The 21862-nt window shown below is 53.6% G+C and carries 17 protein-coding genes; 9 read left to right on the top strand and 8 right to left on the bottom strand.

The annotated features are described in order from the left end of the window. The 4 genes from AC0JZ1_RS21250 to AC0JZ1_RS21235 form a co-directional block, all read right to left on the bottom strand. The coding region (locus AC0JZ1_RS21250) for an ABC transporter ATP-binding protein/permease (RefSeq protein WP_471884418.1) at nucleotides 1-1419 on the bottom strand (1419 nt) is incomplete at its 3' end. Nucleotides 1420-1710: 291 nt separating this feature from the next. Further along, nucleotides 1711-2658 carry a YiiG family protein gene (locus AC0JZ1_RS21245; protein WP_471884417.1) on the bottom strand — a complete coding sequence of 316 codons (948 nt, stop codon included), beginning with the start codon at nucleotides 2656-2658 and terminating at the stop codon, nucleotides 1711-1713. Between the two features lie 283 nt (nucleotides 2659-2941). Next, the gene (gene aspA, locus AC0JZ1_RS21240) at nucleotides 2942-4369 is read right to left on the bottom strand and encodes an aspartate ammonia-lyase (RefSeq protein WP_471884416.1); all 1428 of its coding nucleotides are present in this window, start codon (nucleotides 4367-4369) and stop codon (nucleotides 2942-2944) included. A gap of 186 nt (nucleotides 4370-4555) precedes the next feature. After that, a complete protein-coding gene (locus AC0JZ1_RS21235; RefSeq protein WP_471884415.1) occupies nucleotides 4556-5452 on the bottom strand; it encodes a LysR family transcriptional regulator in 897 nt (298 codons plus the stop codon). A 221-nt stretch (nucleotides 5453-5673) separates the two neighbouring features. Here AC0JZ1_RS21235 and AC0JZ1_RS21230 point away from each other — a divergent pair, with 221 nt between their 5' ends. Together AC0JZ1_RS21230 and AC0JZ1_RS21225 are read left to right on the top strand one after the other, a co-directional pair. Beyond that, a complete protein-coding gene (locus AC0JZ1_RS21230; RefSeq protein ID WP_471884414.1) occupies nucleotides 5674-6798 on the top strand; it encodes a M20 family metallopeptidase in 1125 nt (374 codons plus the stop codon). Between the two features lie 52 nt (nucleotides 6799-6850). Further along, nucleotides 6851-8251, top strand: a complete 1401-nt coding sequence (locus tag AC0JZ1_RS21225) for a YfcC family protein (RefSeq protein ID WP_471884413.1) — start codon at nucleotides 6851-6853, stop codon at nucleotides 8249-8251. Between the two features lie 50 nt (nucleotides 8252-8301). Here AC0JZ1_RS21225 and proP read toward each other — a convergent pair whose 3' ends face one another. From proP to AC0JZ1_RS21205, 4 genes are all read right to left on the bottom strand, one after another. Further along, nucleotides 8302-9822 (bottom strand): glycine betaine/L-proline transporter ProP, encoded by a 1521-nt coding sequence (proP, locus tag AC0JZ1_RS21220; protein ID WP_471884412.1) that lies wholly within the window; start codon nucleotides 9820-9822, stop codon nucleotides 8302-8304. Between the two features lie 248 nt (nucleotides 9823-10070). Next, nucleotides 10071-11843 (bottom strand): sensor domain-containing phosphodiesterase, encoded by a 1773-nt coding sequence (locus AC0JZ1_RS21215; protein ID WP_471884411.1) that lies wholly within the window; start codon nucleotides 11841-11843, stop codon nucleotides 10071-10073. A 240-nt stretch (nucleotides 11844-12083) separates the two neighbouring features. Continuing rightward, on the bottom strand, nucleotides 12084-13931 hold the full coding sequence (locus AC0JZ1_RS21210; RefSeq protein WP_471884410.1) for a glycoside hydrolase family 15 protein: 1848 nt from the start codon (nucleotides 13929-13931) through the stop codon (nucleotides 12084-12086). Between the two features lie 181 nt (nucleotides 13932-14112). Then, nucleotides 14113-15009: a LysR family transcriptional regulator gene (locus AC0JZ1_RS21205; protein ID WP_471884409.1), complete on the bottom strand. Its 897-nt coding sequence runs from the start codon at nucleotides 15007-15009 to the stop codon at nucleotides 14113-14115. Between the two features lie 104 nt (nucleotides 15010-15113). Between AC0JZ1_RS21205 and AC0JZ1_RS21200 the strand changes: the two genes are divergently transcribed. The 7 genes from AC0JZ1_RS21200 to AC0JZ1_RS21170 all read left to right on the top strand — a co-directional run bounded on the left by AC0JZ1_RS21200 (nucleotide 15114) and on the right by AC0JZ1_RS21170 (nucleotide 21861). Next, the gene (locus AC0JZ1_RS21200; RefSeq protein ID WP_471884408.1) at nucleotides 15114-16196 is read left to right on the top strand and encodes a 4-oxalomesaconate tautomerase; all 1083 of its coding nucleotides are present in this window, start codon (nucleotides 15114-15116) and stop codon (nucleotides 16194-16196) included. Nucleotides 16197-16243: 47 nt separating this feature from the next. Next, on the top strand, nucleotides 16244-17245 hold the full coding sequence (locus AC0JZ1_RS21195) for an ABC transporter substrate-binding protein (protein ID WP_471884407.1): 1002 nt from the start codon (nucleotides 16244-16246) through the stop codon (nucleotides 17243-17245). A gap of 65 nt (nucleotides 17246-17310) precedes the next feature. After that, nucleotides 17311-18078: an ABC transporter ATP-binding protein gene (locus AC0JZ1_RS21190; protein WP_471884427.1), complete on the top strand. Its 768-nt coding sequence runs from the start codon at nucleotides 17311-17313 to the stop codon at nucleotides 18076-18078. Then, on the top strand, nucleotides 18065-18841 hold the full coding sequence (locus AC0JZ1_RS21185) for an ABC transporter permease (RefSeq protein WP_471884406.1): 777 nt from the start codon (nucleotides 18065-18067) through the stop codon (nucleotides 18839-18841). Before AC0JZ1_RS21190 ends, AC0JZ1_RS21185 begins: the two co-directional genes overlap by 14 nt. Nucleotides 18842-18996: 155 nt before the next feature. Next, on the top strand, nucleotides 18997-19653 hold the full coding sequence (locus AC0JZ1_RS21180) for a response regulator (RefSeq protein WP_471884405.1): 657 nt from the start codon (nucleotides 18997-18999) through the stop codon (nucleotides 19651-19653). Next, nucleotides 19650-21062 (top strand): sensor histidine kinase, encoded by a 1413-nt coding sequence (locus AC0JZ1_RS21175; RefSeq protein WP_471884404.1) that lies wholly within the window; start codon nucleotides 19650-19652, stop codon nucleotides 21060-21062. The genes AC0JZ1_RS21180 and AC0JZ1_RS21175 overlap by 4 nt, the downstream gene beginning before the upstream one ends. A gap of 112 nt (nucleotides 21063-21174) precedes the next feature. Continuing rightward, entirely contained in the window at nucleotides 21175-21861 is a 687-nt protein-coding gene (locus AC0JZ1_RS21170; protein ID WP_471884403.1) for an MtnX-like HAD-IB family phosphatase, read from the top strand. Nucleotide 21862 lies beyond the last annotated feature (1 nt).

Below are 21862 nucleotides of genomic sequence, written 5' to 3'. Positions count from 1 at the left end.
GCCGCCCCAGGGCCAAAGTCCGGAAATAGCACGAACCAGAGTGCTTTTTCCCGAGCCGGATTCACCCGACACTAGCACTCTCTCGCCCGCGCCGATTTCCACATCCGTCTCTTTTACGACGGCGGTCCCATCGCCTAAGGATACGGATACATCCTTGAGGCTCAGCATGATTTCGCCTTCGGTCTCACCGCGAACAATGCGACCGAGAGCATCGCTCTTTTCAGCCCTTTCAAGCCCATCAAGTGACATCATCAGGGAGGCGACACGTCGTGCACAGGCATTCCAGTCGGCCAGTCGCGGATAATTATCAACCAACCAGCCAAATGCGGATTGCACGATGGTGAAAGCAGACGCCGCCTGCATGACTTGGCCAAGCGACATGCTGCCATCGAGAAACTTCGGCGCGCACAACAAAAGCGGTACGACTGGCGCAATCAGCATGGAACCGTTGGAGACGACAGTTGTACGCATATATTGTTGCGCCATGAGCCGCCATTGCCTGCGGACATTGCCGAACCGTCTATCGAGATCACTGCGCTCCTCCTCTTCCCCGCCCAGCAGCGCGATACTTTCGCCGTTTTCCCTGACACGGGTCAGCGTATAGCGAAATTCAGCTTCGACCTGGTTCTTGACTTCAGAAACCTTGACGAAGTTTCGCGCAATAAAAGCGATGGCAGTGGAAGTTATCGCCGCGTAGATGATAGCCGCTATGACAAGGAAACCAGGAATGGTGAAGGAAACTCCTCCAATGGACAGCGGTAGCGCACCGCCAATAGTCCAGAGCACGACGATGAACGTGGAAGCAGATACGAACGCGGCGATGACGCCAGAGACGAAATCGACCGGCGCCTCGGTGGCAATGCGCATATCCTCAGAAAGTCTCGCCTCAGGATTTGTGTGGTCACCGTCGATCAAGTTGAGTTGGTAGTATCGACCGTTAGCAATCCATCTGCCAACCAGCGAGGTGGTCAGCCAGGAGCGCCAGCGCCGCTGTATCCGCATTCTGACATACACTTGCGAAGTAACTACGATAACGCTTCCGAGAACCAGAAAAGGAAATATTGAGGCTAGTGAATAAACCGTCGAAGCATCTCGTTTTTCGATTGCGTCGAATATTCCACGATTCCAGATGTTGATGCCATATTGGAACCCGACGTTGATGCCGATCATGACGAGCAGGCCAATGGTGAACAACCATGCCATCTTATCGCCACGGCGGCTCCAGAAGCCGCGCGCACTGATCCAGAAGCGTTTTAACAGATACCTCCGACGCGCTTCTTCGAGTTGCTCGGGCGTCAACCCTGAGCCCGGTTCCAGTTCCTCCGGGGGAAGCTGAACATCATTGTCAGGAGCATCCTGAACGGATGCGGTTTCGTCGGCATCATCGACCGATCTCAGTCCAACTTCATCATGTCTCATTCGCGCTGAACGACATATTAGCGAAAAAGGTTTCACGCCTATGTGAGAGTATGTGAAGATTCATTTGAAGGTTGAGAGAGGCCAGAGAAGATCAACGTTCCGCTGAACAAACTCTGTCAAACAGGCGCCGACAACAGGTCCACTCTTGATTCCTGCATGACGCTTCGAGGTTATCTGGACCCATTGTGAGCATATCCACCATCACGATACGAAGACAAGCAATTCCCCCTCGATCAGGCCTTCATTCGCGATCGTCAACTCCAAAGTTCAAACTATGAAACGTCCAACTCTTCAATCTTTGGCAAACGTCGTTGCCGTCTGCGCGGTGCTCACCATCGTGTTGTAGTCGGACACAATCCATTGCAAATCTTCGCCTGCGCCCTTCCGAGCATCACCTTTCGCCTTCACGAGTTTTTCATTGAAAACTCTGAGCTTCGATAAAAGCGATGCTGGCCGCGATTCAAAAACATGGAAAGAATCTGGATGCTCAAGGGAGTAGTCGTCAAACTCGCGGACCGCACTTGAATAGTTGTCCAGCGCCTGCTTGAAATCGGGCATCTTAACGACAGGACGCTCATTTGTCGGCATAAGGTCCATGACTGCTTCAGCGCGAAACATGACGTTACGGACATGCCAACGTGACTTCTTTCCTTCGCTCTTCTCCAAAGCGTTCAGGGCTTCCTGGTCAACCTTCACCTTTTCGTCGCGCAAAGCAGCATCTGCCTCCTTGCGGCGATCCTCGAAAATCGGGGCAAGCGATGCAATGTCCTCGTGAAAGCCCTTCCCGGCTTCCATCTTATCGCTCTTATAGTCCTGTCTTTCATAATATTTGTTAGCGCGCTCAATGACAGGCGCCAATTGTTGGTAGACATCTACATAGGCTCGCATTGCCGTATCGAGTCTCGGCATTTTTGGCTCTGCCTCTGTGGCAGAGACAACGGCCGAAGCCTGTTCTCTCACGTCGTAAAGAGAATAGAGCCCGTAGATGATCTTCTCTTTGCCCGTCGGGCCTTTCTTCATATCCACCCAGCTATCGTACCGATCCAATGATTCAGATGCCCGCAGGGTACGATTGAGCAATTCCACATAGGTGTTTAGCTTTGCTGTCACCTGATCAGAAACATCCTCCTGTGACGCCACCTGAGCCCATGCCGGATGCGGCGCGATACCTGCTGCGAGTGGGATTTGCAGGGCAATAGCAAGCGCTGTGGCAGCCATAAACCTCTTGAAATACTGCATAAAACCTCCAAGGAATGACGCTGCTACATCTGGAACAGACAGATTCAACGTCAATGCCCAAACCGCACGAAATCGAAAGACGAAAGCTGCTCAGACTGCGGTCTGTGACATGGAACATGCTCACACTTCGATCGGATAGCTGAGCGCAATCACTAGAATAAAGCGCCATCAACCCGGTCAGCACGGTGGCCGTTCATGAAGCCCATCGCGTTCCTTATGTAGGGAGGAGCAGGCTTTGATATAAGGCAGGCTACTGACCCGCCCCCATCGCTGTTAAACCTGTTCAGGCTGTTTCCGCCAAGATGAGCGGCTGCGGCTTTGTCAATGTTTCAGGGCGCAGAACCGCGTCTAGACGATCCTTTGACATGAGGCCCTTTTCGAGAACAAGCTCATAAACACCGCGCCCACTTCTATGGGATTCCAGCGCAATTTCCGTCGCGTTGCGATAGCCTATATAGGGGTTCAATGCAGTAACGATGCCGATGGAATGTTCCACCATATCCCGCAGGCGCTCCTTATTGGCCGTGATGCCGCGTACGCAGTTCTTTTCAAGGGTGTCACAAGCGGCTGTCAGATGCATGATGGATCTTGACAGGCTGTAGAAGATGATCGGCTCGAACGCATTCAACTGCAACTGGCCTGCTTCAGCAGCCATGGTAATGGTTACATCGTTGCCGATGACTTCGAACGCTACCTGGTTGACAACTTCCGGGATGACCGGGTTGACCTTGCCGGGCATGATCGATGAACCAGCCTGACGCGCCGGAAGATTGATCTCGTTAAAGCCGGCGCGGGGACCTGAGGACAAAAGGCGAAGATCGTTGCAGGTCTTCGAAAGCTTGACTGCAACCCGCTTCAGTACGCCGGAAAGCTGCACGAAGGAGCCGCAATCCTGTGTGGCTTCGACCAGATCGGGGGATGTCAGCAATTCGACACCCACCACGTCCGAAAGCCGCTCCCGCACCCTTGCAGCATAATCCGGATGAGCCGTAATGCCGGTCCCGATCGCGGTCGCACCCAAATTGATTTCACGGATCAATTGCACAGCTTCTGAAAGTCGAGCCTCGTCTTCACCCAGCATCAAGGCATAGGTGCCGAATTCCTGGCCGAGGGTCATCGGCACAGCATCCTGCAACTGGGTGCGACCCATTTTCAAGACATCGGCAAACTCGGTCGATTTATCAGCAAAAGCTACACGCAGGCTGGCCATTGCTTCAAGAAGCCGGTGTATGCCGGTCCAAGCTGCAAGCTTGAGCGCTGTCGGATAAACATCATTGGTGGATTGGCTAAGGTTCACCTGCTCGTTCGGATGAAGATGCGCATAGTCCCCACGCTTGTGACCGAGAATCTCGAGCGCGCGGTTGGCAATCACCTCATTTGCATTCATATTGGTTGAGGTTCCTGCCCCACCCTGAATGAGATCAACCACGAATTGATCATGCAATGCACCGGCGCGAATTTCGCGGCAGGCCTCAACGATCGCCCCGCCCTGGGCGGGGTTCAGCAGGCCCAAATCCATGTTGGCTTGCGCGGCAGCTTCCTTGATGGCAGCCAAGGCAACAATCAGGTCAGGCGCGTCAGAAAGACGTTGGCCGGAAATCTGGAAGTTTTCAACCGCACGCAAAGTATGGACACCATAATAGGCTTCCATCGGCACATCTCGATCACCCAATAAATCGTGTTCTGAGCGGGTTGCCGGGATTTCTTCCATGATATTCCTCCAAATAAATTCTTAAATGAAACGCTGTTTGGCGGTGATGAGATCGAAGGGACGCAAAAGGCTCATGCACGACGGATCGATCACCCCAATGAATCGGCCTTTATGCGAAAATTGCCGGTCTCTCTCGCTCCCATTGATGGCGTACCTCTCCCCTATCAAGCGGTCAATTGACAGTTTTTAGGTACTGTTGGCATCAATAACAGCGCGTATTTCTTCCAAAAACGCCGTCATGGTATGTGGAAGATCGCGTCCCTCCATAGTGATGACGTGCAGTGAACTGGTCGCAAGAACGGGATCGCTTATGGGAATGAGGATCGCTCCATATGGATTGTCGCGGAGCAAATCCGGGGAGCCGGTTATCATGGTCGTTCCTGTCGAGAGCCCGAAGGATCGTAGCATCGCCATGGAATTGGTTGAAAAAACGGGATTGAAAGTCAGCCCTTTGGCTGCGAGCGCTGCCTCGAGCAGGTGGCGCTGGGTTCTATCCTGATCCGGCACGGCAAGCGCTTCCCCATGCAAATCTTCCAGTTTCAGCACGCGCCTCTTAGCGAGTGGATGATCCCTGCGAATGACAGCATAGATCGGCCTCAGGGAAACTTTCTGAACGTTGATATCGGGCGGGGTAGGGTAACTATAGGTGATGCCAATATCGGCAGTTCCATCCTTCACCCTTGCGCAGATATCCGGCGAGGTACCCACCCAGGCATGAAAGCTGACGGCTTCATGCTTCTCCCGAAACGCCTCGATGGCACGGGTCAAGCAATCGAGTGCAAAACCCTCAAAACTGGCGACGCGGATCAAACCATGGGAGCGGCCTGCTAGTTCACGCACCTCGGCAAAGGCTTCATCCATGCCAAGTGCCAGCCGCTGAGACCTGTGCAGCAGGAGTTCTCCAGCCGGGGTCAAAACCATGCCGCGTGGACGGCGCTCAAAAAGATCAACACCGAGAACCTCTTCCAGGCGGGAAATTTGACGACTGATGGCGGATGGAGAGAGGCGCAACCGCTCTGCCGCCTCGGTTAGCGACTGGGTTTTTGCCACTTCGCGGAAATAGACGAGTGATCGATGTTCCATGGAAGAGCTTTGCGTTTATGGCAACGAAATGCTGACTTTAAAGAAATTGTTGCAACAATTGAAGCCTGCTATCTCACAGTTGCGTCATGTTGAGGAGAGAGGTGGCGCATCGCCAGTCGAGCTTGCAGCAGCCTCTACATAAGCAGTGGTTCTAACGGGTGGCGTTTATCCAATCTCGCAAGGGGCCGGACCTCCTCAGCCGTCTCCGTCGCGGAGGACCTATGAACGCGTTCCTGAACTTCCTTGAAGCAAACCAATCCCTAATGTTTGAAGACCTTCAAACATTAGTGGCTCATCAGTCCCCCTCCGAAGACAAAGAGGCTGTAGACCGATGCGGCGCCTACTTAATAGAGCTCTTCCGCAAGCGGCTGAACGCAGATGTGGAGCGTTTTTCGCAAACAGAGGTTGGCGACCATTTACTTTTCAAAACTGGTCAAGGCAACCGGCGAACTCTCATCACCACCCATTTCGATACCGTGTGGGATATCGACCGCCTTGGAACGCGCATCGAGGATGGCAAATTCTACGGCCCTGGTGCTTTCGATATGAAGGGGGGTCTTGTTCAGGCGCTTTGGGCCGTAAAGGCGCTGCAGGTGCAAAATGCGTTGGCTGGCCATGAGATCTGGTTTCTCTGCACCAGTGATGAAGAAACGGGCAGCCTTCATTCCCGCATGTTGATCGAAGAACTGGCCGCTCAGTGCGATCAGGTTCTGGTTCCTGAACCATCCGAGGAAGGTACCGGCAATCTCAAAATCGGACGCAAGGGTACGGGTCAGTATTATATGGCGATTGAGGGTAAAGCCGCCCATGCAGGGAACAATCCTCTCGGTGGTATCAGTGCTGCAGAAGAAATGGCGCACCAGATTTTGGCGGTGAACGCCTTGCAGGACATGTCTCGTGGTACATCGGTCAATGTCGGAATTGCACAGTCTGGCAACAGGCTCAATGTCATCCCTGATCGCGCCACAATTGCGATCGATGTGCGCGTGACCTCCTTGGAAGAGGCAGAGCGGATCGAGCAGGCAATTCTCGCGTGCAGGCCGGTTCTTGAAGGCACTACGCTTCAAGTTACAGGCGGCCTCAACCGTCCGCCAATGGAGTTGAACGAGGCCAACGGCAAACTGTTCGCACGCGCGCAAAAAGCAGCGGACGAGATTGGGTTTGAACTGGCTGGCAGTGCCGTTGGCGGCGGCAGCGATGGCAATTTCACTTCGGCAATCGGCATTCCAACACTGGATGGATTGGGTGCTGAAGGCGGCGGACCACATGCGGAATACGAGCATGTTGTGATTGATGCGATGCCAAGACGGGCAGCGCTGATCAGCCAACTCATTGCGACAAGCTGAGTGCAAGCGCCGCAGTTTCGGCGACTCTTTCTAATCGAAATGGAAATCTGAAATGAGTGGAAATCCCACGGCGAGCCGGAAATCATCCAGCATCAGCCTACAGAACCCTTACGTTCTTTTGTTTTGCATGCTTGTGCTGGCTGGTATTGCCACATGGGTCGTGCCTGCCGGACAATATGTGACAGAAACACGCAACGGCATTTCGTTCTCTGTGCCCGGCAGCTACCACAGCGTTGAGCAACATCATGTCTATCCGCAGGCCCTGTTCTTGGCCATTGCGGAGGGGTTGATCAAAAGCGCGCCCATCGTCTTCATGGTCATGTTCACCGGCGGCGCACTCTATGTCCTCGAACAAAGCGGTGCGGTCCACCACATGCTGAACGGCATCGCCCGCAACCGGCGACTGAATGATTTCACGCTAATCCTTTTGTTTTGCGTGGTCTTTTCAATTCTGGGTACCACGGGCATTGTGGTGAACTCGGTTATTGCTTTCGTGCCCATTGGCATCATGGTGGCGCGTTCCATAGGTCTCAACAAGCTCTTTGGCATCTCGCTGGTCTATGTGGCGACCTATACGGGCTACAATGCTTCGATTTCGGCTCCGACATCCGTCGGTTTGGCGCAGCGTCTGGCGGACGTGCCGCTCCTCTCAGGCTTTGGCTTTCGCGTCGTGATCTTCATTGCGTTTCTGGTCGCCACCATTGCATTCCTTTGGCTTTATGCGCGCAGCCAGCGCAAGGAAAACCCTCGCCCCACACAGCTTGAAACATCGGAGAGTGCGGATATTGCCGTCTCCGCTGGGCAAACCACGCGTTACTGGTTGGCACTTCTCTTCACAGCCCTTTGCCTGGGCGGTTTCATTGTAGGAGCCATCACGCTCAAATGGAGCGAGAAAGAAATGCTCGCCATGTTCGTCATCATGGCGATTGGCGTCGGCATCATTTCCAAAATGTCTGCGGATGCCATTGCGCAAGGCTTTTTGAAGGGCTGCTCGCAACTGGTTATCGGCGCATTCATCGTTGGTCTTGCGCGCGCCATTTCCATCATTCTGGATCAGGGCCTGATCCTCGATACGATTGTGTCCTATGCCGTTGCGCTACTGGATGGTCTACCGCGCTCGTTGTCTGCCATTGGCATGTATGTCAGTGCCATGATCATGCATGTTTTCATCTCATCCGGCTCGGGCGAGTCAGCAGTGCTGATCCCGGTATTCACCCCGCTTGGCGATGTTCTCGGAATAACGAGGCAGACAACTGTTCAGTCCGTCGTTTTCGGCGAAGGCGTCGTAAACTGCATCAACCCGACCTCAGGGGTATTGATGGCCATTCTGGCCACCTCGGATGTTGCTTACGGCAAGTGGGTTCGCTTCATTGCCCCGCTGGTCATTGCCTGGGGTGTGCTGAGCGCGATCTTCCTATTCGTTGCCGTCGAGATCAACTGGGGTCCGATTTGAGAGAAGGAAATGAAAGTCGGCGCTTACTGAAGGCGCTGACTTTGTATTCTTTACGTCAAGTCAGGATGACGCCCAACCAGCTTTTCGCGCTTGCGCTCGAGGAGCACTCTTTGCTCTTCAAGCTTCGACAATTCCTCGTCAATATCCTCCACACTCCGTTCAATGTGATCGAATTGCTCAGCAAGCAGGGTTCGGGCTTCCTTGCGGCTGGAAGCGTTCGGAGTATCGCCATAGAGAGGGCGATTGGCAGTTTCTTTCAGGAAGAAAGCCGTCACCAGCCCAACCCCTGCAGCAATCATGAGATAGTAGGCCGGCATGTAAATATTGTTCGTCGCCTCCACCAGCCAAGCGGTAATGGTTGGGGTGAGGCCCGCCACGATGATCGAGATATTGAACGAAATGGCCAAAGCACTGTAACGAATACGAGCTGGAAACAACGCCGGTAATGTGGCGGCCATGATGCCGATCATGCAATTCAACGCGATTGCCAGAATGAGCAGCCCAAAGAAAATCTTCGTCACCACACCGCTGGCTATAAGGTGGAAAGCTGGCCATGAAAGGCATAGCACGATAGCACTTCCAGCGATCAGGAATGGCTTGCGGCCTACCCTATCGCTCAGAAAGCCGACAGCTGGCTGCACGAAAAGCATCCCAACCATGACTGCGATGATGATAAGCACACCGTGATCTTCGGTGTATCCAAGGGTTTTGGACAGATAGGTCGGCATATAGGTCAGCAACATGTAGTAGGTGACGTTGGTGACCAAGACCATGCCGATGCAGATGGCAAGCGAGCGGGCATACTTGCTGGTGATTTCTGCAATTGGCACCATTGGGCGCTCTTGCAGGGATTCCTTGTCTTCCTTCTCAGCCTTTTGCAGGCGTTCAGTGAAAGCCGGCGTCTCCTCCGCCGCGTGGCGCAAATAAAGACCAATCAGGCCGAGAGGCGCCGCGAGGAAGAAGGGCAAACGCCAACCCCAATCAAGGAAATTTTGCTCGCCCATCGATGAACTTAAGAGAACAACCAGCCCTGCCCCGAGCACAAAACCCGCAATAGAGCCGAAATCGAGCCAGCTTGCGAGAAAACCTCGCCGCTTATCTGGCGCATATTCTGCCACGAAAATGGCAGCACCCGTATACTCACCGCCCACCGAAAAACCCTGTGCGAGCTTGCAAAGGAGCAGCAATATGGGGGCCCATATACCTATGGCTGCGTAGCTCGGGATGAGACCGATGCAGAAGGTACTAGCCGCCATGATAACGATGGTAAGCGATAGAACTTTTTGCCGACCGAATTTGTCTCCCATCGCTCCAAAGAAGACGCCTCCGAGGGGCCTGACAAGGAATGGAACAGAGAAAGTCGCCAATGCCGCGATGGTTTGAACACCTGGTGAAACTTCTGGAAAGAAAACCTGTCCGACAGCGTAGGCGACAAAACCGTAAACGCCGAAATCGAACCATTCCATGGCATTTCCAAGGGCTGCAGCAGTAACTGCCTTCTTCAGCTTAGTGTCATCGATGACTGTAACATCATCAATGCTTAACGGTCCTGTTTGCGCTGTATCACTCAAAGCTGCACCCCTTGCCTCATAATGAGCAACGTGCGTGCGTCGGTAAGATGCACGTTACTCTACTCTTCCTATGCGCCCGGTGTGGTGCTTCAAAACCGCGTTGCCGCATGGTTGGTGTAGAAAACCCACTCAGGCGCGAGTGTGCAAGGAAATGCGCAATATCGATAAGCGTTCCGTAGACAGCTGGAACTTTTGGTGGGTGCGGAAGTTTGAGCCGCGAATGCGGCTTCTACCTCCCCTCCCCTACCTCAAGCAGTGAGTTTCAGGCCTGCCGAGTTTTGATTGGCAACCCAAGATAAGAAGTTGTCCCCGGAGAGCGGCGCAGAGAGCCAGTAGCCTTGAATCTCGTCGCATCTCATAGCATCCAGCAGATCGGACATCTCAGCTAGTTCCACACCTTCAGCAACCACCTTATAGCCGAGGCTATGCGAAAGATCGATCATCGAGCGGACCAGAACACGCTCGCGATTTCCATTCACCATATCGGCCACAAACGACCTGTCGATCTTAAGGGTATCGATGGGAAGCTTTTGCAGGTAGGCCAGACTGCTATAGCCAGTGCCGAAATCATCAAGCGCCAGGCGAATGCCGAGACCTCTGATCTGCTGCAAAACATCAAGGGCTTGATCAGCTTCTTTCATGATAGCAGTTTCGGTCAGCTCGAGCTCGATTTCGCTCGCTGATACACCGTAATGCGCAAGCCTTTCAGCAAGCCGCTCTACGAAATCTGCCTCCTGCAGATTAGATGCCGATATGTTGATCGAAAGACCCACCTCATGGCCGGTTTTCTTCCACGCTGATATAGTCTGCAAGGATTTGTCGATCACCCATGCTGTTAGCTCCCGCGCCAAAGCAGAGGCTTCGATGATCGGAATGAATTCTGCGGGCGAAATGGATCCCATCAAAGGATGGTGCCAACGCAGCAAAGCCTCGGCGAACTTCACGTTCCCTGATGCCATCTGTCGGCGTGGCTGGAAAACCAGGCGAAGTTGATCATCACATGCCAAAGCCGATTGGAAATCTCTTAAGATGGCATAACTTCTTCGATGCCGTTCATCCAAAGAAGTTGAAAAGCAACCTATGCGTGTTGCATTGGCTCGTCCGTCTTGCACCGCACCCTGAAGGGATCGAATAATATCGTCAGGCTGTATAAGTCTTGGATCAATGTCCATAAAGCCGATACTTGGAGTAATTGTAGAGGGAAATTCGCGACATTGCTCCACTTGAGATAGGAGCGCCTCCATCGTTTTCCGGTGGTTGTCGGTATCGCCACAGGACGATGTGAAGAAAGCAAATTGTGTGGGTGCGATGTGGTAGGTGTGTCCGTCTACTCCAACATGCGCGTTCAGTAGGTGGGCAACATCCTTGATCGTTGCATCGAGGTGACCAGGTGCCAAAACACGCGACAATCGTTCAAATTCCGAAGTCTGTGCAAGATCCAGAAGGTTGATTGTCAGATAACCGCTCTCCTCGCGCTTTGTGAGGTCGATAAGATCAGTCATCAATTGGTAGCGGTTCGGCAGGCCGCTCGATACTTCAATCCGTCCTGCCGCGTGCTGAAGCTCGATCTGGTCCATGACCATGGCAGCCAGATCACTCAGGGTGTCAAGTTCATGCTGGCTAACCTGTCTTGGCTCCAGACTGAGAACGCAAAGAGCACCGAGGCCATAGCCGTCTGGCGTGACAAGAGGAACTCCTGCATAGAAGCGGACCCCTGCACGGCCCAGATGGCTCTCACTATAGAAGGGGTCTTGTTGAAAATCCTGAATGACCAGCGGTTGTTTCTTTTCTGCAACCTCAGCACAAGGAGCCCTTTCGCGGGGAATCTCGCAATGATCGATGCCGACTTTGGATTTGAACCATTGTCTATCCGTATCAGTTAGCGAGATCGCGGCTACCGGCAAACCGAACACATTGGATACCAGGCGGGTTATACGATCAAAGCTTTCGCTGGGCATCGTATCGAGCAGGCGCAGATTGCGCAGAGTGCCAAGGCGCGCTGCTTCGTTTTGCAGGGGCATAGAGCTTCGTCCTTTCGGGAGCATAAGCAAACAGAGACAATTCAGGAAATGAGGAAATTGTTGACATCGTCTCTTCACCACCGCAAAGCAGGCGAAACGCTGGGGACGCGGCATCATGCCAGGCTCATTTTCAGAGCTCCCGTGTAATAACCTGTATCACGCATTTCATTGGCCAAGGTTTATTTCAGGAATAAATCCGCTTCGAATTGCTTCGTGGCTAACACAACGTAAAGCGCAAGCTTAAGACTTCCATTCCTGACTTCCACTCTGATCCATTGACCGGTCAAGGTAGAAGGCGGCACTGATCATCGCCAGATGGCTGAGAGCCTGCGGGAAATTACCGGCGATTTCCCCCTTCAAGTTGAATTCTTCCGCATAAAGACCGAGGTGATTTGCATAGGTAAGTGCCGCTTCAAAAACTCGCTGGGCCTGTGGCAACCGCCCTGCCCGCGCAAGGCATTCCGCATACCAGAAGGAACAGGCTGCAAAGCCGCCTTCCCTGCCCTCCAATCCATCATCCATTTTGTAGCGGTAAACGATTCCATCGTCGGCCAATTCACTCCCAATGGCATCCAGGGTGCTCAGCCAACGAGGATCGGTGGCGCTGATGAAACGCACCAACGGCATCAGCAACAAGGAGGCATCGAGATCTTCACTGCCGCGCGCCTGGATAAAGTGACCCTTGCGCTCGCTCCAGAAGTTCTCCCAGATATCGTCGTAGATCTCATTTCTTGTGTTCTGCCACTCGGTAAACGGAGCGGCGAGAGAACGTTTGTTTGCAAGGCGTATAGCACGATCTACCGCCACCCAGCACATGAGCCTGGAGTGGAGAAACTCTCTGTTCGGGCCTCGCATTTCCCAGATGCCAGCATCTGGCTTTCTCCAGTTCTTGCACACGTAATCGATAACCTGCCGCACTCCCGTCCACCCATCGTGGGAGATGGCCTGACCGTATTTATTGCTGAGATAGACAGAATCCATCAGCTCGCCATAGATATCGAGCTGAAGCTGATCTTTTGCATCGTTACCAATACGAACCGGCGTCGCGCCATCATATCCACGAAGATGAGGTAGAGTGGTTTCAAGGTCTATAGAGCGCCCGTCCATAGCATACATGACACCGAGCCTACCGCCGCAATCGCATTCCCTCGCGCGTTCGCCCATCCAATGATTGAACGCTTGCGCCTCGTTTCTGTAGCCTAAACGCATCAGCGCATAGGTAGTGAAAGAAGCGTCCCTGATCCAAGTGGCTCGATAATCCCAATTGCGCGCTCCGCCAGGCGCTTCCGGTAGACCAAAGGTTCCAGCCGCTATGATGGAGCCATGCCGCCGCGATGTCAGTAGCTTAAGGGCCAGGGCAGAGCGAGCTACCAGCTCCCTCCATCTCCCGCGATAGGTGGAACGATCCGCCCATGCCTGCCAAAACGTGGTTGTTTCGTTCTCCAGCTTGGCGGCGTCCATAGAGCCAGATTCGTCGTCGGGCACGTCGCTTAATACGAAATCAATTTGGTCACCTTTAGACAAGGGGAGGGCGGAGAGTGCTACGTCATTGGCTTGCGCTATGAGCGTTCGCGTGCAGTGCAGCCTGAGCCGCACATTTTCATCCGGTTGCCAGTATGCATCTCCTTGCTTGCAAATAACCGGACTTTCCTGTCGAGCGTAATCGAAGCGAGGGTGACAGATCATCCGGATAGTTGCCTGGCCACGCGTTACGCGCAGACGGCGCACCAGAATAAAGTGATTGGAACATTCATCATCTCCAACAGCCATAAAGTCCGTCAGTTCGACACTTGCCGTTTCGCTCATCCATCTTGTCACAAGGACATTGGTGTTGCTGAGATAATGTTGGGTAACGCGGGCACCGGGAAGATCTGGCCAGACGCGAAAGATCCCGCCGCGTTCTCGATCGAGCAGGCCGGCAAATACGCTGGGGCTGTCAAAATCTGGCCAGCAGAGAAAGTCTATCGAGCCGTCCATCGCAACAAGGGCGAGGGTGGAGAGATTCCCAATCACGCCGTGATCTCGAAGTTCACACCCTGATAGTTGATCGTCTGTGACAAGTTCGCCGCGTCGTTCTGCGAAATCCATCTGCTTCTCCTTCCGGGCTGGCGGTAGTGAACGCATGAAGGACAAAGTAGTTCTTACGGGGTCGTATTGGCTAAACCTAGATTCCTGACAGCTGTCAGGGTTCGTCGACTCATTCCAGTCCCTGACAGCTGTCAGGAATCCAGCTGTGCGGCTCAAAGCGAATATTAGGCAGTCAGACCGTTTAGGAGGTTTTCCAAGTCTCAAGAAGCATGGCTACGAACTTCTCAGCGGCGGGCGAAAGCTTGCTGCTGCGTCTCTGCACAATGCCAATGGTTCGGGAAACTACCGGATCAATGATACGGCGTGTCACGAGGAAAGGGTGCTCGTTCTGCGGTGTTGCCAAAAGTGGCAGCACGGAAATACCAAGGCCGGCTTCCACCAAGCCCAGAGAGGTATTGAGATGCGTCACTTCGTAAAACCAGTTCAGCCTGACGTTATGCTTCGCAAGCGTACTCTCTAGAAGCGTCCTGTTACCGCTCGAGCGATCCACCACGACAAGCGGATAAGGTTCCAACTGATTCCATTGAATAGTCTCAAATTTGGCGAGCGGGTGATCCTTGCGCATAGCCAATACGAATGGGTCGTCGATCAAAGGCTCGAATGAAAGATCCGGATCGGAATTTCCCATCAAGTTAATGCCAAATTCAACCTCTCCACGCGCCACTGCTTGCAATCCTTCATTCGCGGTGAGATCCCGAATTCGAAGCCGGATGTGAGGAAACTGCTCACTAAAGGTTCGGATAACCGTGGGTAGGAAATAAAATGCCGCGGTCGGTACGCAAGCCATCGTGATAAGGCCCCGACGTTGCGCGCCGTCTCTGACAGCAAAAAGTGAGCCATCAAATTCCTCAAGCATTCGCCTTACAAGGGGAATGACTTCCTGCCCCATAGCCGTCGGTGCGACGTGCCGGGTCGTGCGCTCTAGCAAAGGTGCACCGATGGACTGTTCCAGCTTTTGGATGCGTCGGGTGAGGGCGGGCTGAGATATGTTGAGAAGTTCTGCGGCTCGATGAAAGCTCTCAAGCTCGACTACAGCTTGAAATGCGCGAAGATCAAGAATTTCGCAATTGATGCTCATTACGCAATAAACCCTCTAAAAATTGCATTTAACAAATAAGCCTCTCTTGCTCATATTGCAACAACAAGATGGATTGATCCATCCTATGCAAGATTGAGGCGATCATGAACGATCTTTTGAAGATACCCTGTGTGCTGATGCGCGGCGGAACATCTCGCGGTCCGTTCTTCCTTGCAAGTGATCTGCCCAGCAATCAACGCGAAAGAGACGCCGCGCTTCTCTCCATCATGGGGTCTGGCCACCCGCTACAGATCGATGGCATTGGCGGCGGAAACCCGGTGACGTCCAAGGTTGCGATCATTGGGCCATCAGAGGTGAGAGGCGCCGATATCGATTACCTTTTTGCTCAAGTCCGCACCGACCGCCAGTTCGTCGATTACTCCCCGAACTGCGGTAACATGTTGGCTGCCGTCGGCCCCTTTGCCATCGAAGCGGGGCTGGTAGCGTCAACTGGAGATGACACGCTTGTTCGTATCCACAATGTCAACACAGGCAAGATAATCGAAGCCAAGGTGCCGACGCATGGTAACGAAGTTATCTATCTCGGTGATGCCTCCATCGATGGCGTTCCGGGTCTTGCCGCTCCTATAGCGCTCACATTTGTGGACGCGGCTGGTGCCAAAACGGGCAAGCTTTTGCCGACCGGAAAACCAGCAGATGTCATCGACGGCATCGAAGTGACCGCAATTGACTGCGCCATGCCCATGGTGCTCATGCGTGCTAGCGATTTGGGGCTAACAGGTTATGAAGACCCGCAGGCTTTGAGCGATAATCGTGACCTCATCCAACATCTGTCCCGCATACGTGTTGAGGCCGGAAAGCTTATGGGAATGGGCGACGTCAATGATATGGTCATTCCCAAGCCGGTTCTCATCGCTCCTGCTCGCAAGGGCGGCACGCTTTCAGTTCGTTATTTCATGCCCAACGATTGTCATCCCGCGTTGGCCACAACCGGAGCCGTAGGCATTGCTACAGCGGCTGTGACGCCTGGCACGGTTGCCTTTGAGCAGGCAGGCAGACCAACTGTACCAGCGCAAATTCAGATCGAGCATCCGGCCGGTCGCCTGGATGTTCAACTTGAGATGCGAAACGGCACCATCACTGCTGGTCTCGTGAGAACGGCACGCCGCCTCTTCGAAGGTTACGCCTTCGCCAAACCCATCGCAGCGATAGATAACGCGGCATGAACAGCGCCATAATGGCAAAACAAGAGAGTAAAATCGGGAGGAGACCCATGCGTAAATTCTTGCTGGCAACTGCGGCGCTTTGCGCCTTCGCAGCAACTGCAAATGCTGAATCCGTCAGAATGAGCGTCGGATCTTACAATCTCAACAACCTGCCTTTCCCTGTGGCAGCGAGCCTTGGCTATTACAAGGATGAAGGTCTGGATGTAACGACTGAAAACTTCGCGCAAGGCGGCTCCAAGGTTCTGCAAGCGCTTGTGGCCGGCTCTACGGATGTCGCGGTTGGCTTTTATGACCACACGATCCAGATGCAATCCCAGAACAAGCACGTTGTGGGCTTCGTCATGATGGCGCGCAATTCAGGTCTTGTACTTGCAGGAAAGAACGATACTGATTTCGATCCCGCAAAGCCTGAGACCATCAAAGGCAAGAAGGTTGGCATCACATCTCCGGGCTCATCTTCAGACTTCTTCATTCGCTACTACCTGAAGCAGCACAATTTGTCGGATAATGACATCTCCATTATCGGTGTCGGCTCCGGCGCGGCTGCTGTCGCAGCACTTCAGCAGGGCAAGATCGATCTGCTGGTGAACTACGATCCGGCAGCGACCATTGTAGTGGAGCGTGGCCTGGGCAAGATCCTGATCGACGCACGTTCTGACCAGGGTGCAAAGGACGTCTACGGCGGCATCTATCCAACCTCCGTGCTTTACGCGACGAAGGATTACATCGATGCCAATCCTCAAGTGATCCAGAAAGTGACCAATGCTACGGTGCGCGCACTTCACTGGATGAAGGACCATTCTGCTGAAGAGATCGTTGACAAACTTCCCGACGATTTCGTCTCTGGCGACAAGCAGACCTACATCAAGGCTGTTGAAGCCGCAAAGGCGATCTTCTCCGAAGATGGGAAGTTCGAACCCAAGGATCTGGAAACGCCGCTGGCAGTCCTGAAGAGCTTCAACGAGGCGGTTGCCAAGGCGACGATTGATCTGAACACCACCTACACCAACAAGTTCGTCGAAGCCGCAGCTTCGAAGAGCGCGAACTAAGGGCCGATCCCATGTCTTCGACTGTGAGAAAGTTAACGCCCGTGGCACAAGCAGAAACCAATTCGATGGTCGCCATCGACAACGTAACCATGGCTTTCGGCTCCTTTGTTGCGGTTCAAGACGTGAACCTCAAGGTGGGCGATGGAGAGTTTCTCTCCATCGTCGGGCCGACCGGATGTGGCAAATCCACGATCTTGAACGCTATTGCTGGCTTGTTGAAGCCAGCCAAGGGCTCCGTCTCCATTGATGGATCACCTGTTGACGGCGTTCAGAACAATATTGGCTATCTCTTCCAGCAGGATGCCCTTCTGCCTTGGAAGACAGCCTATCAGAATGTCGAGCTTGGGCTCATGTTCCGGGGCGTTCCCGAAGCAGAAAGGCGCGTGAAAGTTCTGGCTTGGCTGGAAAAGGTGGGTCTCAAAGGTTTTGAGAACCGCTTCCCGCATATGCTCTCCGGCGGCCAGCGCAAGCGCGTGCAGATGGCCCAGGCCCTCATTACCGAGCCAAAGGTCATCCTGATGGACGAGCCGTTCTCAGCGCTCGACATTCATACTCGGCACTTGATGCAGAACGAGCTTCTGCGCTTATGGCAAGAGGATCGACGCGCCGTAGTCATGATCACGCACGATCTGGAAGAGGCGATTGCTCTAGGTGACCGCGTCGTGGTTCTAGCCGCCGGACCTAAAAGCCGCGTTATCGAAAGCTTCCCTGTTGATCTCGAGCGTCCTCGTAACGTGGCGGAAATTAAACTCGATCCGAAATTCATGACCCTGTACCGCGATATCTGGGCGTCCCTGCGCGGCGAAGTGGAGAAGAGCTATGCAAGCCGTTAATATTCGCCTCATTCAGGTCGTGCTGCTGGTGGTCATCCTCGGTGGCTGGCAACTCGGTGTTTCAACCGGTGCAATCGACCGCTTCTTCTTCCCCGCACCGTTCGACATCGTCAAACAGGTGGTGGATTGGGTTGGTGATGCGGGCTTTTATAAGCATGTCGGCATTACGCTGAGCGAAACGGTTCTCGGCTACCTCATTGGCACCGGTCTTGGTGTTGGCGCAGGCGTCTGGCTTGGTCTGAGCCCGACCGTTGCAAAGGTGCTCGATCCCTTCATCAAAGCTGTTAACGCCATTCCCCGCGTCGTCTTGGCTCCGATCTTCGTTCTTTGGTTGGGTCTCGGTCTCTGGTCGAAAGTAGCACTTGCCGTTACGCTCGTCTTCTTCGTCACATTCTTCAATGCGATGCAGGGCGTTCGCGAAGTCAATCCGGTGGTTCTGTCCAACACCCGTATCCTTGGTGCCAAGCGCTCAGATCTCCTTCGCCATGTTTATTTCCCGGCAGCGGCAAGCTGGATTTTGTCCTCTCTTCGCACCTCGGTCGGTTTCGCAGTCGTCGGCGCTATCATTGGCGAGTATCTTGGTGCATCAGCAGGCCTCGGCTATCTGATCGCCCGCTCGGAAGGCAACTTCGATGCAGTTGGTGTCTTCGCTGGCATCATCATCCTTGCCGTCTTTGTTCTCATCATCGACTTGATCCTTGATGTGGCCGAGAAGAAGCTGATCACCTGGCGTCCGAACGCAGGTGAGGAACGGCCGGCATAAACCACCCGGACTTTTGACAGTATCTTGCAAGGGCGGCCAAAGTGCCGCCCTTTCTGCGTTTTGAAAATCAGCCATGGAAAGGGCACAAATGAGGAAGATCCATCCGAACTCAATCCCATGTTTTGTCCTTTACCCGCTCGTATCGGAGTTCGATTTTGAGACTGCTCCTGATAGAAGATGACCACATCCTCGGCTCCTCCTTGAAGCGTGCTTTCGACAAGCACAGCTACGGCGTCGATTGGTTCAAGGATGGAGAACAGGGGCTGGAAGCTGCCCGAAGCAACAGCTATGACGGGCTCATACTGGATGTCAATTTGCCAGGGATCAGCGGCATTGAAGTGCTGCAAGTACTCAGAACAAGCGGCAATTCCCTTCCGGTTCTGATGCTGACAGCCCTCGATAGCGTGAAGAGCAGGGTAGAGGGATTGGATGGCGGCGCGGACGATTATCTGGTTAAACCCTTTGACCTTGACGAACTGCTTGCCCGTGTGAGGGCTTTGCTGCGTCGACGCGAGGGACGCACGCAGACCATACTGAAATCGGGCGAGGTGGAAGTCGATCCAGCTGCAATGGTTGTCCGACACAAAGGCATTCAGCTTCATATTCCGGCAAAGGAATTCCATTTGTTGCGCGTGCTGATGGAGCGTTGCGGTCGATATGTCACGAAAAGCGATATCGAATACGCCTTGTATGACCTCAACAGCACGATCGAGAGCAACACAATCGAGGTTGCGGTTTACAATTTGCGTAAAAAGCTCGGCACGGATTTCATCAAGTCCATTCGCGGCGTTGGTTACATGATCGAGCGATGAACATGACCCTCAGCCAACGGCTTTTCTTTCGTATTCTTCCAACCTTAATGATTGTGATCATCATTATCGGCCTGTTGGCCCACCGCAGCGCTACGCGGGAAATCAACAATATTTACGACGCAGAGCTGATCAATGATGCCAATACGCTTTGGGTCCTGCTTCGGCATCCACTGGAAAAGCCTCATAACCGTCCGACCGTTCAGGTTCCCGATCTTGATTTCAACATGGAAAACCAACTGGCGCTGAACGAAGATGCAGATGATTATGCGGATGCCCATTCCTTCCGGGTGTGGAAGGGGAGGGAGCTCGCCTTTGTCAGCAGCAACGCGTTTTCGAAAGATGTCGGTATTTTCCCGGCGGGCTTTACCGATCGGCTTGATGGGAAAGAGCGCTGGAGGGTTTATACTCTTGCCGTAGCCGACAGCGATATTGTGATTGAAGTCGCGGAGAAAGAAGCATTACGGGCAAATCTGGTCGAGAACATCCTTCTTAATCTCGTCCTGCCGCTCGCTGTTCTCATTCCCGCCATTGCTGTACTCGTCTGGCTCGTCATCAACAGTGGTCTCAGGCGCATTCGCCAACTTATCGGCGAAATCAGGTTGAGAAATCCCGATGATCTTTCGCCCGTGGAAGTGCAAGGGCTCCCACGTGATCTCGTGCCGCTTGCTGTCTCGTTCAACCGCTTTGCGGAAAAGCTTTCCGTATCGCTCACACTGGAACGACGCTTTTCTGACCTGGCCGCCCATCAATTGCGGACGCCGCAGGCAGGAACGAAACTTCTCCTGCAACTTCTTGAAAAAGCAGAGACTGAGGAGGAACGCCAGGCGTTGATCACTGACCTCTTTGCCAGCAACGCCCGCTCCATGCATCTGATTGAACAGATGCTCAATCTCGCGCGTGTCAGTCATCAGCGTCTTTGCCTTGCTGATGTGAATATCGCAGATGTGCTTGCGTCCGCTCTTGCAGATCTCGGTCACCAGTTGACACAGAAGCAGATCGAGCTTGAGATTGAGCTTCCTGACGAGGCCAATGTCTATTCCGACAGCGTGTTATTGCGCCTGTTGTTCGACAATCTCTTGGAAAATGCGGTCAAATATTCGCCTCACGCAGGGCAACTGGCGCTAAGACTTGAACAGGGGCCGTATTACGATTGGCGCATAATCCTTTGCGATAGCGGACCAGGTATCGCACGGGAGCATCGCGATGATGTGTTCCGGCCGTTCCACAGGCTGTCGCGGGATCAGGCCGGAAGTGGATTGGGATTAGCTATTGTGGCCGGAATTGCCCAGCGGCTCGGTCTGCGCATCGAGCTTGACGATGCCCCGTGGGGGAAGGGCCTCAAAATAGAACTGACGGTCCCTCATCACTCAAGCAGTGAGCCGGTCCATATGGGTGTGACCGGATTATAGGCTTCGCATTCTCGCATTATTTTTCACAATTCAGTTTCGCATCATTTTCGCCTAATCCGACAATCAGCTTCGCCCGCTAAACCTTCTGCAACAGACTGAAGGAAGAAGCGTGATGAAAGCTTTTTGCGATTTTGACGGCACCATCTCGAAACGGGATGTCAGCGATGCCGTGTTCGAACAGTTCGCACTTCCTGCTTGGCATGACGCCGAAGAGCGTTGGGAACAAGGACTGATAAGTGCGCGCCAGTGTATGAAAGCGCAGGTCAATCTTCTAAGCACATCTCAGGCAGCCTTGGACACCTTTCTCGACTCGCTGGAGATCGATGAAAGTTTCTTAGAGTTTCAGCGTTTCTGCCGGAAGCACGATATCCCCATTGTGATCGTCAGCGATGGCGTGGATTATTTCATACGCCGCATCCTTGCCAATCACGGTGTGTCGGAAGTCGAGATCATCGCAAATCGTTTTATCCGCACTCACGAAGGCGGTCGTGACCGCTTCGACCTGACCTTCCCGTTTAGCAGCGACCATTGCGGCCCGCGCTCCGGCGTGTGCAAGTGCCGGATCATCGAGCAAGCAAACGGGTCCCACATTTATGTGGGCGATGGTCGCAGTGATTTTTGCGTCTCTCACGAGGCGCAGCTCGTTTTCGCAAAAGCCAAGCTCATCACCTACTGCGAGGAAAACCGCATCCCTTACGTTCCCTATGGAACCTTTCATGATGTGGTCACGACCCTTCGCAGCCTCACCCTGAATAACCCAGTGCTTACCCAACAGCGCTTCCGGTCCACGACTGCCTGAC

The sequence above is a fragment of the Affinirhizobium capsici genome, from assembly GCF_977018625.1.
The sequence above is the reverse complement of the archived record's forward strand: the minus strand, read 5'-3'. Positions and strand labels throughout refer to the sequence as shown.

Excerpts from the sequence above, each read along its gene's own strand:
- AC0JZ1_RS21245 (WP_471884417.1), bottom strand. The coding sequence starts at position 2,658 with ATGCAGTATTTCAAGAGGTTTATGGCTGCCACAGCGCTTGCTATTGCC.
- aspA (WP_471884416.1), bottom strand. The coding sequence starts at position 4,369 with ATGGAAGAAATCCCGGCAACCCGCTCAGAACACGATTTATTGGGTGAT.
- AC0JZ1_RS21235 (WP_471884415.1), bottom strand. The coding sequence starts at position 5,452 with ATGGAACATCGATCACTCGTCTATTTCCGCGAAGTGGCAAAAACCCAG.
- AC0JZ1_RS21230 (WP_471884414.1), top strand. The coding sequence starts at position 5,674 with ATGAACGCGTTCCTGAACTTCCTTGAAGCAAACCAATCCCTAATGTTT.
- AC0JZ1_RS21225 (WP_471884413.1), top strand. The coding sequence starts at position 6,851 with ATGAGTGGAAATCCCACGGCGAGCCGGAAATCATCCAGCATCAGCCTA.
- AC0JZ1_RS21215 (WP_471884411.1), bottom strand. The coding sequence starts at position 11,843 with ATGCCCCTGCAAAACGAAGCAGCGCGCCTTGGCACTCTGCGCAATCTG.
- AC0JZ1_RS21210 (WP_471884410.1), bottom strand. The coding sequence starts at position 13,931 with ATGGATTTCGCAGAACGACGCGGCGAACTTGTCACAGACGATCAACTA.
- AC0JZ1_RS21205 (WP_471884409.1), bottom strand. The coding sequence starts at position 15,009 with ATGAGCATCAATTGCGAAATTCTTGATCTTCGCGCATTTCAAGCTGTA.
- AC0JZ1_RS21200 (WP_471884408.1), top strand. The coding sequence starts at position 15,114 with ATGAACGATCTTTTGAAGATACCCTGTGTGCTGATGCGCGGCGGAACA.
- AC0JZ1_RS21195 (WP_471884407.1), top strand. The coding sequence starts at position 16,244 with ATGCGTAAATTCTTGCTGGCAACTGCGGCGCTTTGCGCCTTCGCAGCA.
- AC0JZ1_RS21190 (WP_471884427.1), top strand. The coding sequence starts at position 17,311 with ATGGTCGCCATCGACAACGTAACCATGGCTTTCGGCTCCTTTGTTGCG.
- AC0JZ1_RS21185 (WP_471884406.1), top strand. The coding sequence starts at position 18,065 with ATGCAAGCCGTTAATATTCGCCTCATTCAGGTCGTGCTGCTGGTGGTC.
- AC0JZ1_RS21175 (WP_471884404.1), top strand. The coding sequence starts at position 19,650 with ATGAACATGACCCTCAGCCAACGGCTTTTCTTTCGTATTCTTCCAACC.
- AC0JZ1_RS21170 (WP_471884403.1), top strand. The coding sequence starts at position 21,175 with ATGAAAGCTTTTTGCGATTTTGACGGCACCATCTCGAAACGGGATGTC.